10 protein-coding genes and 1 pseudogene are annotated in these 16,688 nt (G+C 38.9%); 2 read left to right on the top strand and 9 right to left on the bottom strand.

Annotated elements, in window-relative coordinates:
- The first annotated feature begins 112 nt into the window (after positions 1–112).
- Both DS745_RS21090 and DS745_RS21085 read left to right on the top strand, forming a co-directional pair.
- The gene (locus DS745_RS21090) at positions 113–1,396 is read left to right on the top strand and encodes a glycoside hydrolase family 27 protein (RefSeq protein ID WP_129080235.1); all 1,284 of its coding nucleotides are present in this window, start codon (positions 113–115) and stop codon (positions 1,394–1,396) included.
- 27 nt (positions 1,397–1,423) lie between these two features.
- Positions 1,424–2,335, top strand: coding sequence for an ArsR/SmtB family transcription factor (locus DS745_RS21085; RefSeq protein WP_129080234.1), 912 nt, complete (start codon positions 1,424–1,426; stop codon positions 2,333–2,335).
- A 226-nt stretch (positions 2,336–2,561) separates the two neighbouring features.
- Here the strand turns inward: DS745_RS21085 and DS745_RS21080 are convergent, their stop codons facing one another.
- From DS745_RS21080 to DS745_RS21040, 9 genes and pseudogenes are all read right to left on the bottom strand, one after another.
- Positions 2,562–3,536, bottom strand: coding sequence for a glycoside hydrolase family 43 protein (locus DS745_RS21080; protein WP_129080233.1), 975 nt, complete (start codon positions 3,534–3,536; stop codon positions 2,562–2,564).
- Positions 3,537–3,623: 87 nt separating this feature from the next.
- Entirely contained in the window at positions 3,624–4,961 is a 1,338-nt protein-coding gene (locus tag DS745_RS21075) for an arabinan endo-1,5-alpha-L-arabinosidase (protein ID WP_129080232.1), read from the bottom strand.
- A gap of 184 nt (positions 4,962–5,145) precedes the next feature.
- A pseudogene (locus DS745_RS21070) lies at positions 5,146–7,071 on the bottom strand (lipocalin-like domain-containing protein); the annotation flags it as partial.
- A gap of 18 nt (positions 7,072–7,089) precedes the next feature.
- Entirely contained in the window at positions 7,090–9,375 is a 2,286-nt protein-coding gene (locus tag DS745_RS21065) for a beta-L-arabinofuranosidase domain-containing protein (RefSeq protein ID WP_129080231.1), read from the bottom strand.
- Positions 9,376–9,406: 31 nt separating this feature from the next.
- Positions 9,407–10,894 (bottom strand): arabinan endo-1,5-alpha-L-arabinosidase AbnB, encoded by a 1,488-nt coding sequence (locus DS745_RS21060; RefSeq protein WP_129080230.1) that lies wholly within the window; start codon positions 10,892–10,894, stop codon positions 9,407–9,409.
- The gene (locus DS745_RS24710; RefSeq protein WP_161568336.1) at positions 10,884–12,449 is read right to left on the bottom strand and encodes a family 43 glycosylhydrolase; all 1,566 of its coding nucleotides are present in this window, start codon (positions 12,447–12,449) and stop codon (positions 10,884–10,886) included. Before DS745_RS24710 ends, DS745_RS21060 begins: the two co-directional genes overlap by 11 nt.
- Before the next feature lie 78 nt (positions 12,450–12,527).
- Positions 12,528–14,039 (bottom strand): arabinosylfuranosidase ArfA, encoded by a 1,512-nt coding sequence (gene arfA, locus DS745_RS21050; RefSeq protein WP_129080229.1) that lies wholly within the window; start codon positions 14,037–14,039, stop codon positions 12,528–12,530.
- 133 nt (positions 14,040–14,172) lie between these two features.
- Positions 14,173–15,639 carry an ABC transporter substrate-binding protein gene (locus tag DS745_RS21045; RefSeq protein ID WP_129080228.1) on the bottom strand — a complete coding sequence of 489 codons (1,467 nt, stop codon included), beginning with the start codon at positions 15,637–15,639 and terminating at the stop codon, positions 14,173–14,175.
- Between the two features lie 42 nt (positions 15,640–15,681).
- Complete coding sequence (locus tag DS745_RS21040) at positions 15,682–16,683, bottom strand: carbohydrate ABC transporter permease (RefSeq protein WP_241657892.1); 1,002 nt, start codon at positions 16,681–16,683, stop codon at positions 15,682–15,684.
- Positions 16,684–16,688: the final 5 nt, after the last annotated feature.

Raw genomic sequence — 16,688 nt, 5'->3', positions numbered from 1 at the left:
TCTTTCTATTAAATAACAAAAATGTTAATATGTTATTAAATATATTATAAATAAGTATGAGTTTTCAACAATTTTTTTTATCTAAATTCTCAATCAAAAAGGGGGATTTACAATGAAGCATAAAAGCGTTGCTCCAACTCCTCCCATGGGCTGGAATAGTTGGGATTGTTATGGTGCAAGTGTTACTGAAGATGAAATAAAAGGAAATGCGGATTATATCGCAAAGAACTTAAAGCAATACGGCTGGGAATATGTTGTCGTTGATATTCAATGGTATGAACCAACGGCTAACTCTTCTCACTATCACCCTTTTACTTCTTTAACAATGGACCAGTATTCTCGTTTGATGCCATCTGAAAATCGTTTTCCATCTGCCAGGAACGGACAAGGGTTCAAGCCTTTAGGTGATTATATTCATGATCTTGGCTTAAAATTTGGGCTACATATGATGAGAGGAATTCCACGACAAGCAGTACATAACCAAACATCGATTTTGGGAACTGAGGCAACAGCAAAAGACATTGCTCATCCAAATTCAATTTGTCCTTGGAATACGGATATGTATGGGGTTGATGTTACTAAAGAGGGTGCCCAACAATATTACAATTCCCTGTTTCAACTCTATGCGAGCTGGGGTGTGGATTTCGTAAAAGTAGACGATATCGCAGCTTCAAGACTTTATGATACCCATTTAGACGAAATTGAGCTTATTAGAAATGCTATTGACCAATGTGGTAGACAAATGGTCTTAAGCCTATCTCCAGGCCCAGCACCTCTTGAATATGCCGAACATTTTAAAGCAAACGCAAACATGTGGAGAATGACTGATGACTTCTGGGATCAATGGAGTCTTCTTTACCAAATGTTTGAACGTTGTGAGAAATGGGAAAAGCACGTCGAACCAGGACTTTGGCCAGATTGTGATATGCTTCCCCTCGGGCATTTAGGTATACGTTCTGTCGATGGACCAGGTGGTGATCGCTGGACACGGTTTACGAAAGACGAACAACTTACCATGATGACATTGTGGAGCATCTTTCGCTCCCCGCTGATGTTTGGTGGTGAACTACGCGATAACAACGAATGGACATTATCGTTACTGACAAACGAGGAAGTCCTGGCTGTTAATCAAACAAGTCATAGTAACCGATTATTGTACCGAAGAGGAAACAAAATAGTTTGGACTGCGCGTGGATTACACGACGAAACATATTTAGCGTTTTTTAATTTAAGTGATGAGCCAGAGATCATAGACGCCGCGTTATCCCATTTAGGTTTATTTTGCCAAAAACAAGCTAGGGACCTCTGGGAGAAAGAAGATTTAGGTCTCGTCGTACAGGATAATGTGGGCTTTTTACTTCCTCCACATGGCTCTAAATTAATCAAAATCAATTAAAATTTATCAATAGTCATGGAGGCTATTATGATATTAGATATCTCTACGAAATCTCTCCCTGTTTATGAAGCACTTGCTAGTGAAGTAAGGCTTTCAATGATTAAACATTTAACTCTTCAACCAATGAATGTGCGTGAGCTAGCAAACGCAGTTGGCTTAAGTAGTGCAATTATGACCATGCACATAAAGAAACTCGAAAAAAGCGGAATTATTCGAACTGAAATGACCCCAGGTAAAGCAGGAATTCAAAAATTATGTATCTTAAATGTAGATCGATTAGAAGTAAATTTTCCACTCTACGAAGGAAGTACGAATGAGTATCATCAAACGGAGTTGTCTGTAGGTCATTATACAGATTTTCTAGTAGAGCCTACTTGTGGCTTAGCTACTATCGAAAATATTGTTGGAGAATTTGATGAACCGCGATATCTTTTGGCACCAGAACGTGTCAATGCAAAAATTCTATGGTTTAGTAAAGGATATATCGAGTATAAGGTTCCAAATTTCTTACTCTCTAGTCAAATCCCGAAAGAACTAGAAATATCAATGGAAATATCGTCAGAAGCACCTTTTACTAATGAAAACTGGCCATCTGATATTGCGTTTTTCCTTAACAACGTAAAGTTAGGAACGTGGACTAGTCCAGGAGATTATGGCGACCGACTTGGCAAGTATACTCCCGATTGGTGGCCAAAAGTAATAAATCAATATGGTCTTTTAAAATACATTCGGATTACCAAAAACGGGACATATATTGACAGCAACAAAATCTCTGAGACTACTATTGATGAGGTTTTTATTCGAGAGAAACAATGGACATTTCGTATTGCAGTCCTTGATGATGCCGAGCACATTGGTGGAGTAACTATTTTTGGCACTGGTTTTGGTAACTACAATCAGGATATACTTTTCAGGTTGCTCTATACGAAAGAGGTCTAAACAAAACGTGTAAAGAGGCTGACTCATAATTTGAGGTCAGCCTATTATTATGAGTTGATTGCTATTTGTGCTGTGGATTTATTTTTGGTGGACATACGTTCCGTTATTTTCGCGTTTTTTGTCAATTTTGAATTTTAGAGGACATGTCCTCGAACGCCCTCGCCTCCCCTTCCCCCTCTACAAAAAAAGAAGGATGCCCCAAAACCGGCACCCCATGAAAATAAGTTTATAAGCTTACTAATTTTGAGTCACGAACAGGCACTCCGAAAATCGGCATTCCATCTTGATCCCAAAAGATTTGTTGCGCTCTCGTGTGACGATTTGGGTCATAGAGGGGATCACCTTCAATTTCCTTGTAGTTTCTTGCGTGATAAATAAGAATATCTTCCGTTCCGTCCTCTGACACAGTGAAGCTGTTATGGCCTGGTCCAAATTGCCCTGTTTCTTCATTTGTTTTAAAAACCGGTTCAGGGAGTTTTGTCCAAGAGCGCACATCTAGTAGGTCACTTTCTTCATCCGCAACGAGTAGCCCCATACAATAATGATGATTTGTTGCACTTGCTGAAAACGTAATAAATATTTTCCCGTTCTTAATTAAAACTGCAGGTCCTTCGTTGACTAGAAAACCAATTCTTTCCCACTCGTAATCAGGTGTTGTCAGCATGATTGTTTCTCCTTGGAGGGTCCATGGATTTTCCATTTTTGCAATATAAAGATTAGAATTCCCAACGATATTTGGGTCTTTTTGTGGCCAAACCAAATATCTTATTCCTCTATGTTCAAAGGTCGTAGCATCTAGAGAGAAACTCTCCCATTGCGTTTTTATTTGCCCTTTTTCAATCCAATTCCCTTCCAACGGATTTTCAGAATCGGTTTCTAGAACGAACATCCGGTGATCAAATAGTCCTTCATTTGTTTCTGCTGTTCTTGCAGCAGCGAAATATACATACCATTTCCCATCAATATAATGAATTTCAGGAGCCCAGATATTTGCACTCATTGGACCGTTATCATATTTACGCCAAATGGTCACTGGGTTTGCTTCTCCTAACCCTTGAATTGTTCTAGATCTTCGAAGTTCGATTCGATCGTATTCAGGTACAGAACCCGTAAAATAGTAGTAGCCATCTACGTGCTTGTAAACCCAAGGATCTGCTCGTTGCTCTACAATTGGATTATTAAAATGTTGTTGAGTACTCATATATATATGCTCCTTCTTATTATAAATTTATATGTTATTATGTTAGTGTTTTTATTAACCATAGGTGCAAAAAAAATCGTCAAACCGTTATTCTAGTTTTTTCCCGATAATACATGTTCCTGTTGTGTCCATTCCCGTAAACACAATCGTTTCGCGATCAAGCTCCCAATCCCACGCCTTTAACACTTTTAACTCGATCATTTTATCGGATGTATTCTTTTCATTAACATAAATGGTATAATTATCGACTTTCCTCCATGTATAGTCTTGATTGTTGATCAAGCATATGTTTCCAGGAAGAAACTTTACCGGAAACGCTTGATTGACTCCCTGTACAAGTCGATCAAATTTGATCGCATCCCACGATCCAATCATCTGGATTTCGTCAATTGATTCTATTTTTTCCCCTGCGTAGCGCTCTGGTGAGATTATTGGCCAACCGTCCTCTGTCCACAAGATGCGTCGCACATGTAAACAAAACGTATCTTTTTTGTCTAATAGTCTAGCATGGTGAACAATAAAATAGGCACCATCCTGTTCAAGAATCGAGTTATGACCAGGCGCCATCCAGCCACTTCCATCACTGAATTGATAACCAGCTAATAGTTTCGTTCCAATCTCATCTGAAGGGCGATAGTCGATATCTTTTAAATCATTCCCATGAAAATCTACAAAAGGACCAGTAACTTCTCTTGATCGTCCTACTCTTATATTGTAATTTGAGAAAAGCGAGTCATAGGAAACAAATAAGTAATACATGTCATGATCCGGATGGTAAACCATATATGGACCTTCAATGGCTCCTTCTTTCGTTTCATGCTCCCTTCTCGCGATACAAACACCTTCACCGTATTCCAACAATTTACCCGTATCATGATTCAATCTTGCTGCGTAAATTCCACTGAAAAAAGATCCATAGATTAAATATCGATTCCCGTTTCGATCAGTGATAAGATTTGGGTCGATCGCGTTCGGTTCGTCCGTCTTCGTTGTTTTAAATACTTCACCTTGGTCCTGCCATGGTCCTTCCATTGAATTACTAGTGGCGACACCAATAAAAGATTGATTAGTACCAAACTGTGAAGCGCAGTAATATAAGTAATACGTATTCTCCCATTTCACAACTTCAGGTGCCCACAACCCTCTTGCACCAGTCCACTCAAATGCTTCCTTAGGTACTCCGTCTAGCGCATGACCAACCCACTTCCAATCAATTAAATTCTTTGATTTACGAATTTGCGCTCCAGACTTCATCTCGGTTGTTAATAAACTAGTTTTCGTATCAGTCGATAAAATGTAATAAGTATCCCCATCATGAAAAATTGAGGGGTCATGAGAGTTGTAAATTGACCATTCAGACATGTTCGGATTTAACGATCGCTCATGTTCCTTTAAATAACTAGGTGGCTTTGTAGGGCCGTGCATAGTATCATCACTCCTTAGGATCAATCAAACGGGTATTAAAGTAGACTAGTGATTAATAAAAGGTTTAACCTTTAAATGTTTTTATTAACTATACTAAGTATATTCAGTGGTGTGGTTACTGTCAATTGATAGATTTATGAATTTTGTCTTAAAAATACTATAACGGGTAACTGATCATTTACCTTTGTAAAGGTACTACTGTTACAGCAAAACTTTTTATGGCCGTTACCTCTGCCTTTATAATTGTTGCTGTCAGAGTTACGTTGACAGGCTCAGAACCAACAGGCGGTCTAGTGATAACTCCATTCTTTGAGACAACATTCTCATCTGAACTTTCCCATAAAATCGCGGTATTTCTAGTCCCTTCAGTAGGTAATGACAAATCTGCGACCACTCTTTCTGTATTTCCAATGGTTACGTCTGTGTAAACGGCTTGAACGATTTCCTCATCCGTCGGATCGGGAAGCTTACTTCCCCATAAAGTAACACCCTCACTTGACATCACTGTAAAAGTCGAGACAAACTGCTTTACCATCGGATCCCACTGACGTACAAAAACGCCATGATAACTTCTATCATTAATTGTTAGCTCTGCATCGTAATTACCGGTTAACTCCCAAGTACCATTCACATCACCAGAGACGGTAAAATCCTCATTCAAGCGGATCGATCTAGATTTCTTAATGACAGCTGAATTATCCTTTCCATGAATAAGAAATTTATAGTCACCGACAAGTTCTTGTTTCGTTAATTTCTCTAATCTTTCTCCAGCATATCGGTATGGTCCCACAACCGGCCAGTCATCCTTATTCATAAACATCTGATGAATTCGAACCTCGTGCATCTCACCTGTTTGCGGAAATCTCGTGTGAAATACTAAAAACCGCTTTCCCGTCTCTGGGTCTGTATAAAATGAGTTGTGACCTGGAGATACATAGCCAAACCCTATTCCTATACCATGATCACCTAGTTTTCTTTCAAATAAGAAATTACCCATCAGTTTAATTCCAAGTGGAGCATGATCTCTGTTGCCTGACAGGACAGCATTTTGTCCAGCTGCATCTACGTATGGACCTTCAGGACTTGTGGACCTAAAAAGTCTCATATTATACCCACCATCAGCCCCTAGCCAACCGTACGTGACAAAAAGGTAGTAATAGTTCGTTTCTTTATCATAGACTACATAAGGTCCTTCACCTGACTTCCCATACCCACCTGAAATTTTTGTCCCAAAATAACGGTCGATCAGTCTACCATCCTCAGTTGTACCATCCTGCCCCGGATAGAGTGCCTTACCTGTTGCTTTATCCATTTCTAATAGAAAAATTCCACCGGACCAAGAACCGTATGTCATCCACAACTTTCCATCCTGATCAAAAAATAAATTGGCATCAATGGCATTAGGGAACTGTTGATTGTTATAACTTCCATCGTGGTTAAACCAACTGGGTCTCGGCGATTCCAATGTTTCTTCCTCGATTAATTTTTTTAGATTGGTATAGGTCCACTTTTTATTAATCTCACTGTCTTGGTCATAGGCATCATTTTCCGTAAAACCAGAATAGACAACTGTGTCTACATAGTGAAAAGGACCTTCTATATTTTGGGCAACTGCAAAACCAATGGCAGAACGAATATAAGTAGACGAGGCACTATAATACATCATAAATGCACCATTCGTTCCATCTTCATTGATATAATCTTCGTTCCAGATAATTTCTGGTGCCCAAACGGAAAAACCACCTTTACTATCCGAGTCATTATGACCTGCCCAAGCAAAAGACTCAGCAAGATTTGATACTAAATCACCATATAATTTATTGTTCGGTGTCGTGTATCCGTTAGTAAATCGAGTCCATTTTTGTAGATCGTTAGATTTTGCTGCCTCCACATGAGATCCAAACACATAATAAGTATCATCTACCTTAATAATAGAAGGGTCATGGACAGCTACATTTTGAAATGTAAGCTGGTTTTCCTGAAGGATCTGCTCTTGTTCTAAGTGAAGTTCCGTTGGAGCACTAAAATCTTTAGCGACGTAAATAGCAGAAATACCTATAACAAGGATTATGATCACGATATAAATTCTTTTTGGTAAACTATTAGACATTGTTTTCATCAATCTCCCCTAACTGATATCTTTGTTTGAATTCACGATTCTAACTCCATAAACACCACCAGCAAGCTTTCCTTCCGAAGAAGCAAACTTTACTTCGACGTTTCGTTTACCTTCTGTCAATGAACTTGGAATTTCATAGCAGATATTAAACGTAGCATCATACGGAGCACGACTTTCAAGCTTCTGCTTCGCAATTACTGTACCGTCAATGAAAATGTCAAACTCACGCTCATATGTTTTCCCATCAATTACAATTGCCCGGTCTCCGCCAAAGTAAGTGACTAGTAAATACATTTGCTCTGCGGGTTCTACCTTCATTTGATAACTGAAATAGCCACCGTCTCGACAATCTCGCCAACCTTGTTGAACAATCGTTAAATACCCCGAGTTGGAATGTTGCTTTTTAATTTGATGTTCTACTTCCGGTTGTTGCTCATTTGGCTGCACTTCATCTATCGTAATCGCTCGTATATGCTCTAACTCTTCTAGTTCTCGATCCACAAAGGTCTGATAGGCTGCTTCATCAAGCAGGTTCCAATATAATGTGTAGCGTTGGTGATGTAACTGATAAAATGGGATTAGTGTAACTTTCACATTTCCCGGCTGCCCTATTGGATCTGTTTCGAAAGTCAGTGGCGAACCAACCACAGGCTTAACCCACTCATTTATTTGTTCTTTATCTGCGATAAGACTTGGTACCTCTATTAACGGATGATTATTTAGTTTTAAATGATCATCAAGGATATCCGTTTCTGGGAAATTGGCTGTACCTAATGCACCCGCCAATACAATCGGTCCGTACATGATCCCAACTTTTTTGTTGTCATCCTTTGCAGTGTACGTATGAAGGCCCATTGGAAGCTCGATTTCAATTCTATCTCCCGCGTGCCAATGTCTACTTATAGTGAGATAGGAATTACCTGTACCTATATAGCTTTCTTCTCCGTTTACAATTGCTCTGACATCTCCGGTCACCCAATAAGGGACTCGGATATGTAAGTGTAGACATTCACCTTCTGTCTCTTCAAAGACCAGGCTTGTTCTGTTTGTCTTTGGGAAGTCCGTATGCTGCTGGATCTTCATTTTCTTATCTAAAATTGTGAGTTCTGAAGCAATAAATAGATTTACAAACAAATCTTGATCTTTTAGATTGTAAATTGCTCTAGAATAACGGGCTGGGTTTTCCATTCCGGTACCGGTACAGCACCAAAAAGAATCATCGGGAGAACAATACACTTTAAAATGGCCTGGTTGAGATGAAACAAAGTACGTTTTCATACCCGAATCCGGATCTTGTGACGCCAGTATGTGGTTGTATAATGCTCTCTCATAGTAATCCATGTATTCCACGTCCTGAGACCATTGGAATAAATGCTCAGTAAGCTTTAACATATTGTACGTATTACAAGTTTCTGTCGTTTGAACACCTAGTTTTTCACTATTCACCGGTCCAAAGTGTTCATTGATACTGTTTCCACCAATAATGTATGATCGATTTCTTGTTACTTCATTCCAGAAGAAGACAGCCATATCCCGAAATCTTTGCTCACCTGTGATTTCGTAAAGTTTCGCCGCACCTATCACTTTAGGAATTTGCGTGTTGGCATGCTTCCCCTCAAGCTCATCTCTCTCCTCCGCTAACGGGTCAAGGATCGCTTTATGACAAAAACGAATTGCTAAATCTACATAGTCTTGATTACCTGTAATCGTATATAAATCAGCCATCGCCTCGTTCATACCACCATGTTCACATATCAACATTTTTTGAAATTGGTCATCTGTAAGTTGGTCCGTACCTTTTTTTGCCCAATTCGCTAGTTTCATAACAACTTCTAACGCCTTTTTGTCACCTAGGAGTTGATAGACATCAATGAGCCCAGCGAAAATTTTATGGATACTGTACCAGGGAACCCACTGACCAGCAAGACTAAAATGTTCCACCTCAAAATCGCCTGAAAATACCTGATCAAAACATCTTCTAGCAAACCCACTTACATATCCGTCTTGATCAAGACTTTGAAGATACTCTAGTTCATTGATAGCATAATCTAGCTTTTTCTTTAACTCCACATCGTTGGTTTCTACGTACATCTGGGCCGCGGCAGATAACCAATGTCCAATCGAATGGCCACTGATACCGGTTGATTCCCACCCTCCATAACGGGTTTTTTTAGGAGATTTCGAAACCGCTTCGTAACACGGTGCTACAAGTCGATCTACATCTAGGTACACCAAATACTCTTTTCCTTTTTCCTGTGAATCTTTGAAAATTCCATCTAGAAGTCTAACATTCACCTACATGCACTCCCTTATATATCATAAGTAATTATTGTTGGGATCCCCAAATCGAAATTCCCTCGTTAGATAATGCACTAAAAGTCATGACATAGCTTTTCAAAGATTCATCCCATTGTTTATGAAATACTCCGTCATAGATCTTCCCATCCACAGTCAATTCAACCATGAAATCTCCTTTTAATGACCATGTTCCTGTCACTTCTCCTGAGATTGTTTGATTCTTGTTTAAGGTTACTAGGACTGAGTTTTTAATTTCAGCAGAAATATCTTTTCCATGATTAATTAATTGATAGTCACCGACAACCATCGATGTTGTTACTTTAGAAATCGTTTCACCGGCGTAACGATGTGGCGTAACCACAGGCCACCCCTGACTATTCATAAACATCTGATGAACTCTAATTTGATGTTGTTCCCCTCTTCTTGGAAATCGAGTATGGAAGATTATAAAAGACTGTCCAGTTTCTTTGTCATAATAAGCTGAATTATGCCCTGGAGAAACGTAGCCATTTCTTCTCGCTGGTCCATCTTCATATCTTTTAATAAACTCAAAATTCCCCATCAATTTCACACCAAACGGTTTGATCGTTACATCATCAAATAAAGGTTTACTAGGATTTGATTTGACATTTACCATCTCATTTTCCTCAGCATCCAAGTATGGACCATCAGGATTTTTCGATCGAACGACTCGAATGTTATAACCACCTACTGCATCAAGTCCTCCAAATGACAAATACATATAGTAATAGTTTGTTTGAGGATTAAAGAGAATATAGGCGCCTTCTATCCGACTATGATTGCCTCCAATTAACCTTTTACCATATCCTTGATCAGGGAATGGAAACCCTGTTTTCGGATCTATCCGTAAAATAAAAATACCACCTGAATAAGAGCCATATACCATCCATAACTGACCATCCTCATCAAAAAACGTATGGGGATCGACAACATTCGGATGAACTCTCGGATCATAGATTTGGCCATTTTCACTTGGTTCTCCCCACATCCCAGATTTCAAAAAGATGCCTAAATCTTGATATGGGCCTTCAATGTGATCTGCCACCGCTACTCCTAGCGCTGATCTAGGTGAGCTTCCTTCACAAGCGTTATAGTACATGTAAAACCTGCCATCCTCTAACTGAACCACATCTGGAGCCCAAAGCGTTTTTGTTTGTGCCCATTCAAACGTTTCTGCTAATTGCTCGAATACATTAGGGATAAGAGGATTAGTCTCGTTTACACTTGTAGAAATCTGTTGCCAATTAAGTAAATCCGTTGACTTGGCAGCAGCTAAATGAGAACCAAATACATAAAATGTGTCATCTACTTTGATCACAGAAGGATCGTGGACAGATGCTTCTCGGAACCTTGGCATTTCTTCCTCCTTTAACGGTGTCTGACCATTAGCAGTCGGCTCTGTTAAAGAGCCTTTTGAAAAATAAAAAATGGAAAAAGTGGTTACAAACAAAACAACCAAAATACTCATTGATATCATTACTTTTTTAGTTTTCATTCGATATCCTCTCTCCTACATAACGTCTTCTCATAAAGATAACGGTACTTAAGACCAAAATAACTAAGCTCGTGAACATAAAGATGGTACCGAAACTTCTTTTTACAGCGGTTGCTTCTAGCTTAGGTATGAATTCTTCGGCTAGACTTCCGTCTAAAGCTACGATTTGAAAGGTAGCAAGCCTTTTTTCATCGTCAGACCCTACTTCGCCAATTCGAACCGTATTCGTCTCATGATGAAAGAGGTACAGTTCTTCTTGTTTGTACGATTGAAATGAAACACCTTCACCGTTTTCAAGACCTCTTACCACTTTAAAAGTGGCGGCTTCAGAGAAACTCTTGCTCCCGTCATGTTTTGCTAACGTAATAAATTCTCCACCAAATCTTAAATAGTATCCAGGCTTGTTTTCTGCTTGAAATGAAACGTATTCTTCACTTGCATTGGCCAAACCAGGAACGATATGCCATTGAAAATCATAGGACTCGTCATTATACGAACTAACCCGTATTGCTCCTCGTAAATGACGGATACCTAGTTCAGGACGAGAACTAGATTTTATGACATAACTATCAAAGGCCAATCCAGAGGCAGTAGGTGTTACTTTTTGTATCGTTCCATCTTCGTTGTACGATAATTTGTCTATTGAAGTAGATCTCCGAAAATTTCCTCCGCCAGGCAAGGCACCAGTGTGATAAATAAGATACCAGTCCCCTTTAAATTCAATAATTGCCTGATGGCTTGTTTCGCTATCATCCATACGATCTAGTAATATTCCTTGATATTGCCAAGGTCCTTCAGGGCTATGACTAGTTGCATAGGCTGTCACTTCAGGAAAATTCATCGCAAACGATAAGTAGTATGTATCTTTGTATTTGTGTAGATACGGTGCCTCGGTAAATGTCCCAGGCATATTTTCAATCGTAAGTTGATGAATTTCCCCGTCGAGCTCAATCATATTATCTTTTAATTTTGCATAATAAAGATGAGTATTGCCCCAGTAAAGATACGCTTGCCCATTATCATCAATAAACACAGTTGGATCAATATTGTCCCATGTTTGCTTTGGATCCATAAACCCCGGTGCTTCCGTCATATCACTACGAACTAACGGTGCTCCTATTGCATCCTTGAAACCACTAGCTGGATGATCTGAAACTGCAACACCTATGGCAAAGCCGTTTTTATCAGGATCAGAATCCCGATTTAGTACAGTTACATACCAGTAGAATTTTCCATCGCGTTCAATTGCTTGAGCCGCCCACGCCGTATCTTCCCTTGCCCAGGAAAATTCAGTTCTTGGCAGGCTCCCCTCTAACTCCCACGTCTTCATGTCACGAGATGAATAGACATTCCATTCTTTCAATACATAGAAATGATGGATTTGTCCCGGGTAACCTGCTTGGTCACGGCCAACATACAAGTAGACTTTATCATCATGTACTAAAGCAGCAGGGTCTGCACTAAACCTATCTTTTATGACAGGGTTCCCAGCAGAAATACTAGTTGGAAATAAAGAAAGAAAAAACAGTAAAAAAACAACAAATATTTTCACCATACGATCAATCCTCCAAACAAAAAAATAATTGAGATACTCTCAATTATTTTTTTGTAGTTTTCTGTAATTACGTAACTGTTATTTTTTCCTTAAACGGATGACATTCCAAGATGCTTTTGACAAGTTCGCTTCTATAAATCCGTTGTTTAGAGAGGATACCCCGTTTGAATGAGGTTGAACTGTCTGAGCCTCTATCGTATTCACAGCTTTAAGGTCATCATGTTCCAAAACAATATGTTCAATGATTTCATAATCCCCAAAGCTTCTTACATCACAAGATAATGGAAGTGCTTCTTCTAAATGGCGGTTGACTGCAAAGATTGTAACCTCTGATTTTTCTTCATTGTAAACAGCAGCAGAATCCAAGTATGGTACGTCGGTAAATTCTTTACTATCATATTTTGGCGAAGAAACGACTGGTTGTAAGGCTACACCACGGCCGAAAGCAGACACATGTGCGTATGGATAAAAGATTGTTTGTTTCCAGGCCTTGCCACCTTTTTGGGTCATAATTGGGGCAATAACATTAACCAGCTGCGCCATACACGCAATTTTCACACGATCAGAGTTACGTAAAAAGGTCATTAACATCGAACCAACGAGTAACGCATCCTCAAAATTATAAACATCTTCTAATTGAGGTGGCGCAATCGACCAAGGTTCAATTTGTCTATCCTGACCATTTGAGTGATACCAGACGTTCCACTCGTCAAAACTGAGGTTAATTGTTTTTTTACTACGCTTTTTTGCCTTAACGTAATCACAAGTAGAAATAATCGTTTTAATAAAGTGTTCCATATCCATCGATTTAGCTAGATAACTAGCCGTATCATTACTTCTATTGCCGTAGTATTGATGTAGAGAAATATAATCAATCGCATCATACGTATGCTCTAGTGTGGTTGCTTCATATTGAGGAAACGTTGGCATCCCTGTATTAGAACTTCCACAAGCAACTAATTCAATGGTTGGATCTACTAATCTCATCGCTTTGGCCGTTTCTAGCGCAAGCCTACCATACTCTTCTGCGGTTTTGTGACCAATTTGCCAAGGTCCATCCATTTCATTACCTAAACACCAAGTATTAATCTTATGAGGCTTCTCATACCCGTGTTTTCTTCTAAGATCACTGTAATAAGTACCACCAGGGTGGTTACAATACTCAATGAAATTTCGCGCTTCGTCTATTCCACGAGTTCCTAGGTTAACAGCCATCATTACTTGAGAGTTCACTAGATTTGCCCAATCAACAAATTCATTCGTTCCAATCTCATTTGTTTCGATCGTTCTCCAAGCCAATTCAAGTCTTCTAGGTCTAAGTTCTTTTGGACCTACACCATCTTCCCAATTATAAGCTGATACCATGTTACCTCCAGGATAACGAACAATTGGTACATTTAATTGTTTCACTAGTTCAATAACATCTTTACGAAACCCATGTTCATCAGCTTCTGGATGGTCTGGTTCATAGACACCTCCATAAACGGCACGCCCTAAATGTTCTATAAACGAACCGTAAATCCGCTCATCTATTTCTGAGACTCGAAAGTCCTTGTCTACGATCATTTTGGCTTTCTGTAACGAACTCATCAAATTCACCCTTCCAACCTTTATGTAATTTGCTAGGTTTTAATAATACTAGGCTGACTCAATGCGCCAGCCTAGTATAAAGTTTAAACATGTATGAATGGAAAACTACGTTTAGCCTATAAATTTACTAGTTTTACCAGAATAATTCTTGTAGCGCTTCTTCACGATAACGGTTAATCATATCCGTTAAGTTTTGGGCAATGTCATGGGCATTCACTTCACCGTTAATAATTGCTTGCTGAACATCGCCATATTCTCCGCCGAAGTATACTTCATCCAAGAACGTTTGGAAGCCTGGTTGCGCTGCACCGCCTAGTGGTACAGGTTCTTTTGCTCTATCTAAGAAATCACTTACATATTTTGATTGTGGTAGAAACTTCTTAAGTCCATTCCAAATTTCTTCATCATTAATTAATGGAAGTCCACCATCTGGGAATGTGAATACTAACGAACCATCATCATGTTTTAGTGTTTCAAATGCTTCTAACTTTGCTAACCAACCATCTTTGCCCCAGCCGAAGAATTTCAATAATTCATAAGCTTCACGTGGGTGTTTTGTTGCTGACGAAAGTGCTCCAAAATCAGTAAATGCTGGTTTATGTTGTGATTTTGCGTTATCGCCTCTTGGAACAACATATGGAACCCATTTAATCCCTTTGTCTACGAATTCTGGCTGAGAGAATAATCCATTTGTCCACCAAGCATCTAATTGCATCGCAACACGACCAGAACTTGCTGGCCATAATAAACGATCTCCAAATGCCGCTTCAGCTTCATCTGTATCAAAGAAAGGCGAATGAACACCACTTCTAACAAGTTGAGCGTGTTGAGTGATCGCATCTGCCCAATCCTTTGTTAGATCATACTTTTCTCCATCCCAACCAAATTCACCTAATGCATCTTGGTTAACGATTGGAGCCATCGTTAGTAATTGTGTAAATGTGTTGTAACCAAAAATTCCTTGCTCAGGTACTGTCATTTCTTGCATCAGCTCAACCATTTCACTATACGTCCAATCAGGTGAAGGCATTGGTACGTTTAATTTGTTAAATAAATTTTCATCTAAAAACACGGTAAACGGTAAGTACTGTGCTGGTGCTGCGAGTTTTCTTTCTCCATCAAAGTAACCTTGAATTTTCATCGTAGATAAGATTTGATCACTTTCAGGGTCATTGTCAAAGTACTCTGTCATATCTCCTAACCAGCCGTTACGGATAGGTACATCAACATTTCCTAAATACCAATAAACATCCGGAAGATCACCAATACTTGCTAGGTTTGTTAAATGGTCATTCCAACCGTCAAACTCTAGGTTTACAAGCTCAACTGTAATATTTGGATATTTCTCCATGAATTTATCAGCAAGAAACTGATTTAACACAGGATTTGACCAAGAAGCATAGGTAAGTGTAATATTCTCTGTTGTCATTGGATCCAGCCCTACTGCTTCTTGCTTTTGTTCGGTTTGATTATTTTTAGTACCCTCAGAAGCCTTCCCTCCTGGATCAACGCTCGTTGACTCCTTAGATGAACAACCCACAGCTACTAAAAGAATGAATAATGCAGTAAAAATAATTCTCACTAAATTCTTCCTTACCATTTCATTTCCCCCGCTTCATTTTTTTTAGATATATTACGGTGATTATTCACCAGCAATACCGGTACGATCGACACTTTCAACGAAGTATCTTTGAAGAAAAAAGTAAACAATCAATAATGGTAAAATACTTATAAAAGTTCCTGCCATTTTAATCCCTTCATTTATACGGTTAGGGCTGTTTTCTGTAACAGGATACATCGCTTCATAAGTTCGCTCAAATTGTTGTAGTTGCAACAATATCGTTGTTAATTCATTTGATCTACTTGTTAGATATAACGTTGTCAGATATGTTTCATTCCAATACCATACGAATGAAAATAAGAAGGCGATAATAAAGGCAGGTACCGCCATTGGAATAGCTATTCGAAAGAAACATGTAAACTGGTTTGCTCCATCTACTTCCGCAGCCTCGTATAAAGATTGAGGTGTTTGTTTGAAGAATTGATAGAATATAAGGATGAAAATGGTACTGTTCAATCCTTGCCCTAATGCTGCCGGAACAATAAATGCATTGAGTGAACCGGTTAATTCTAAGTTACTAAACAAGCGGTAAGTAGGCATCATTAAGATTTGTGGTGGAACTATAAAACTAAAAATCATTAAAGCGAAAAAAAGTTTTTTAAATCGGAAATTATATCTCGCAAAACCGAACCCTACGATAGAAGCGACTATTACTTGGAATATCGTAGGGACTGTTGCAATCAATAGACTTCCCATTAAGGAATCCTTAATGTTCATAACCGAATAGGCTTTTGAGTAGTTGTCAGTATAAAGCGTCGAAGGGATCCAGTTTACTGACGAATTTAGTAAGTCTTCTAGTGATTGCATACTGGTGATAAACATATAAAGTATCGGATATAAATACACAAAGCCAATACATAATAAGAGGGTGTATATAGTCACTTTCAAAACGAACCCTCTTCGATCATTAAAGCCGAATAAAAAGCGAGACAATTTAGCTTTCGTAATTCTTGTCTTTTCTTTCCTGGTCATCGTATCGCTTCGAAGTAGTTTATAAAACTCTCGAGTTTTTGGTACTGCCATGTTCC

The organism is Anaerobacillus alkaliphilus (assembly GCF_004116265.1).
Lineage (GTDB): Bacteria > Bacillota > Bacilli > Bacillales > Anaerobacillaceae > Anaerobacillus > Anaerobacillus alkaliphilus.
This window is presented reverse-complemented; position numbering and strand designations above follow the sequence as displayed.

What these genes read in the sequence shown, in the direction of transcription:
- arfA (WP_129080229.1), bottom strand. Translation starts at nt 14,039, where the DNA reads ATGAGTTCGTTACAGAAAGCCAAAATGATCGTAGACAAGGACTTTCGA.
- DS745_RS21085 (WP_129080234.1), top strand. Translation starts at nt 1,424, where the DNA reads ATGATATTAGATATCTCTACGAAATCTCTCCCTGTTTATGAAGCACTT.
- DS745_RS21075 (WP_129080232.1), bottom strand. Translation starts at nt 4,961, where the DNA reads ATGCACGGCCCTACAAAGCCACCTAGTTATTTAAAGGAACATGAGCGA.
- DS745_RS24710 (WP_161568336.1), bottom strand. Translation starts at nt 12,449, where the DNA reads ATGGTGAAAATATTTGTTGTTTTTTTACTGTTTTTTCTTTCTTTATTT.
- DS745_RS21080 (WP_129080233.1), bottom strand. Translation starts at nt 3,536, where the DNA reads ATGAGTACTCAACAACATTTTAATAATCCAATTGTAGAGCAACGAGCA.
- DS745_RS21060 (WP_129080230.1), bottom strand. Translation starts at nt 10,894, where the DNA reads ATGAAAACTAAAAAAGTAATGATATCAATGAGTATTTTGGTTGTTTTG.
- DS745_RS21045 (WP_129080228.1), bottom strand. Translation starts at nt 15,639, where the DNA reads ATGGTAAGGAAGAATTTAGTGAGAATTATTTTTACTGCATTATTCATT.
- DS745_RS21090 (WP_129080235.1), top strand. Translation starts at nt 113, where the DNA reads ATGAAGCATAAAAGCGTTGCTCCAACTCCTCCCATGGGCTGGAATAGT.
- DS745_RS21040 (WP_241657892.1), bottom strand. Translation starts at nt 16,683, where the DNA reads ATGGCAGTACCAAAAACTCGAGAGTTTTATAAACTACTTCGAAGCGAT.